The sequence below is a fragment of the Fretibacterium sp. genome (assembly GCF_057312375.1).
The window spans coordinates 1-3,260 of sequence record NZ_DBHLDX010000109.1 but is presented as its reverse complement, the minus strand read 5'-3'; the positions used below and the strand labels follow the sequence as shown (position 1 = coordinate 3,260).

Genomic DNA, 3,260 nt, shown 5'->3' with positions numbered 1-3,260 from the left:
GTACGCGCTCATAGCCTTGGGACTGACGCTGATCTTCGCCCTGATGAACGTTTTGAACTTTGCCCACGGCCAACTTTACGTCCTGGGCGGATTCGTCACCTACTACGTCTACGGAGGCATGAAGCTGCCGTTCGTCGTCGCGCTCCTGGCGTCCGCTCTGACGCTGGCCGTCGTCGGCTGTCTCTTCGAGCTCCTCTTCTTCCGGCCGGTATTGAGGCGCAGCGTTCGGGAGGAGAGCACGATGCTCCTCTCCGCCGGGACGGCCATGATGGTGGAGAGCCTCGTGCTCATCTTCTTCGGGGAAAAGCACCGGGGGGTTCCGGCCGTCGTGAGCGGGGTCTTCAACGTCGGAGGGGTCTTCATCCCCAAGGGCAGGCTTCTGGTGATCGGACTCTCCTGTCTGTTTATCGCGGCGTTCATCATTTTCATGCGCTACACCCGACCGGGCCGGGCCCTGAGGGCCATGGCCCAGGATGCGGAGACCGCGCGGCTCATGGGCGTCAACGTGGGACGCTACGCCATACTCGGCTGGGCCCTGGCGGCGATGCTGGCCGGCCTGGCGGGGGCGATGCTGGTGCCCATCTCGGGCGTCAACGCGGGACTGGGCCAATGGATCTCCGTCAAGACCTTCATCATGGTCATGATCGGCGGGGCCGGCGCCATCTCCGGCGCCATCCTGGGCGGACTGGCCCTGGGCATGCTCGAGTCCTGGGGCTATTATTTCTTCCCCGGCGGAGAGACGTACCTGATCATCTTCGTGGCCCTGATCGTCTTCCTTGCCGTGCGCCCCAACGGCTTGATGGGCAAGGCCGTAAGCTGAGGAGGGCGGTCTCATGAAAATGAAGAAAATCGCGCTTTTAGCGGTATTCCTGCTGATTTATCTCGTGGCCATTCCCCTTGTGTTTCGGGACAGGCCCTATTTTCTGAGAGTCCTCACCACCGCGTCCGTCCTGAGCGTGATCAGTGCGGGGGTGTGGCTGATCTTCTATATCGGCCGCATCAACATCGGGCAGGGGGCCTTCGCCCTGGTGGGGGGCTATACCTCCGCGATCCTCGTCTCCCGGCTGGGCTGCTCCTTCTGGACGTCGCTCGTGGGGGCCATCCTCGTGACCGTGCTGCTCAGCGTGCTGATCGGGATGCCCCTGCTGCGCCTCAAGGGCGTCTATTTCTCGATGATCACCCTGAGCCTGACGGAGACGGCGCGCCTGGCGGCCCAGAGCTTTCCGTCGATCACCAATGGGGCCAAGGGGATTCTGAACCTGCCCCTGCCCGGAGCTCTGAGCGTCGGCGGGCTGACCCTGATCCCCGACTTCTCGGCCGTCGACAAGCACCTGGCGTTCTACTACCTCGGCGCCTGTTTCCTCATCATCGGGTTCGCCGTGCTCTACCGGATCGTCAACAGCCGCCTGGGCTGGCTGTTCCGTTCGCTCCAGCAGAACGAGGACCTGGCGTCCTCCTTCGGTGTCGACGTCCCCAGGCTGCGCGTGATCGCGCTGGCCATCTGCGCCGCGTTCGCGGGGGCCGGCGGGGCGTTCTTCGTGACGATGCACCAGTCCGTTTATCCTGCATCCTTTACGGTCCAGGACTCCACCTATTTTCTGCTCTACTGTTTTCTGGGAGGGCTGGAGAGCGTCTGGGGTGCGCTCGTCGGCACGTTCGTCCTCTTCATCAGCTTCGAGATGCTCCAGGGACTCAACCAGTATCAGCCCCTCATCTACTCCTTGATCATGATCGGCATGATGCTCTGGCTGCCCAACGGACTGCTGAGCCTCAAACTGCCCTGGGGACGCAGGCGCTTCCTCTGCGCGCCCGATCCCCAGGACGAGGGGGAGGAGGGACGATGACCATGCCCCTGCTGGAGGTCAAGAACCTGACCAAACGATTCGGCGGCCTGGCGGCCGTGAACGACGTCTCCTTCTCCGTGGAGGAAGGGGAGATCCTGAGCCTTATCGGCCCCAACGGCGCGGGGAAGAGCACGCTCTTCAAGCTGATATCGTCCTTCCTCCACGCTTCGTCCGGAAAGGTCGTCTATCGGGGCGAGGACATCACCTCGATGTCGCCCCACCACGTCGCTCGCAAGGGGATCGTCCGCACCTTCCAGGAGACGACGATCTTCCGGAACATGACGGCGATCGACAACGTGGTTGTCGCGCACCATCTCCAGAGCACGGCGTCGCTGACCGGCTTTTTTTTCGGGACCCCCGCGGCGCGGCGGGACGAGGCCCGGTTTCGGGAGAGTGCCGCGGAGATCCTGGACTACCTGGGATTGGGGGATGTGAAGGAGATGCAGGCCTCCACGCTGCCGCACGGCTACCTCCGCGCACTGGGCATCGCCATCGGGATGGCGGCGCGGCCGAAACTGCTCTTGCTGGATGAGCCCTTCGCCGGCATGAACTCCGACGAGACGCAGCACGCCATGCGGATGGTTCGCGGCATCCGGGACCGCGGCGTAACGATCCTGCTGGTGGAGCACGACATGCCCGCCGTCATGAGCATCAGCGACCGAATCGTGGTGCTGAACTTCGGAAAGAAGATAGCGGAGGGCGTGCCCGCCGCTATCCAGGCGGACGAGGCCGTCATCGAGGCCTATCTCGGGCGCGAGGACGAGGAGGTGGGGTTCTGATGCTCGAGGCGAAGAACATGAACATCACCTACGATTGCGTCCGGGCGCTCCGCGGTGTCTCCATCTCGCTGAACCGCGGGGAGATCGTGACGTTGATCGGGGCCAACGGCGCGGGTAAAACCTCGGTGCTCCGTGCGATCACAGGGCTCCGCCGCCCGGATGCCGGGGAGATCGTCTTCGAGGGGGAGCGGATCGATCACCTTGCGGTGGAGGAGATCGTCAAGCGGGGAATCACGATGGTCCCGGAAGGGCGGCACGTGTTCCCGCTCATGACGGTGAAGGACAACCTGCTGATGGGGGCGTTTCTGAACCGTCGGCGTGCGGAGGTCGAGGAGTCGCTGGAACGGGTGTTCACCCGGTTCCCCCGCTTGAAGGAACGTATCGGACAGACCGCCGGGACGATGAGCGGGGGCGAACAACAGATGCTCGTCATAGGCCGCGGGTTGATGGCACGTCCCAAGCTCCTGCTGCTGGACGAGCCGTCGCTCGGCGTGGCGCCGATCTTCGTACAGGAGATAGCCCGGGCCATCGTCCAGATCAACCGGGAGGACGAGGTTGGCATCATCCTGGTGGAGCAGAACTCCCGGATGGCCCTGAAGATCTCCCATCGCGCCTACGTGATGGTGACGGGCAGGGT

4 protein-coding genes are annotated in these 3,260 nt (G+C 63.8%); all 4 read left to right on the top strand.

What is annotated here, in order from left to right:
* On the top strand, nt 1-820 hold an 820-nt coding region (locus ACO41U_RS10165), incomplete at its 5' end, for a branched-chain amino acid ABC transporter permease (RefSeq protein ID WP_485943696.1).
* A gap of 13 nt (nt 821-833) precedes the next feature.
* Nucleotides 834-1,844 carry a branched-chain amino acid ABC transporter permease gene (locus ACO41U_RS10160; protein WP_485943694.1) on the top strand — a complete coding sequence of 337 codons (1,011 nt, stop codon included), beginning with the start codon at nt 834-836 and terminating at the stop codon, nt 1,842-1,844.
* Nucleotides 1,841-2,623 carry an ABC transporter ATP-binding protein gene (locus ACO41U_RS10155; protein WP_485943692.1) on the top strand — a complete coding sequence of 261 codons (783 nt, stop codon included), beginning with the start codon at nt 1,841-1,843 and terminating at the stop codon, nt 2,621-2,623. The genes ACO41U_RS10160 and ACO41U_RS10155 overlap by 4 nt, the downstream gene beginning before the upstream one ends.
* A partial coding sequence (locus tag ACO41U_RS10150; protein ID WP_485943690.1) for an ABC transporter ATP-binding protein occupies nt 2,623-3,260 on the top strand: 638 nt, incomplete at its 3' end. The genes ACO41U_RS10155 and ACO41U_RS10150, both read left to right, overlap by 1 nt.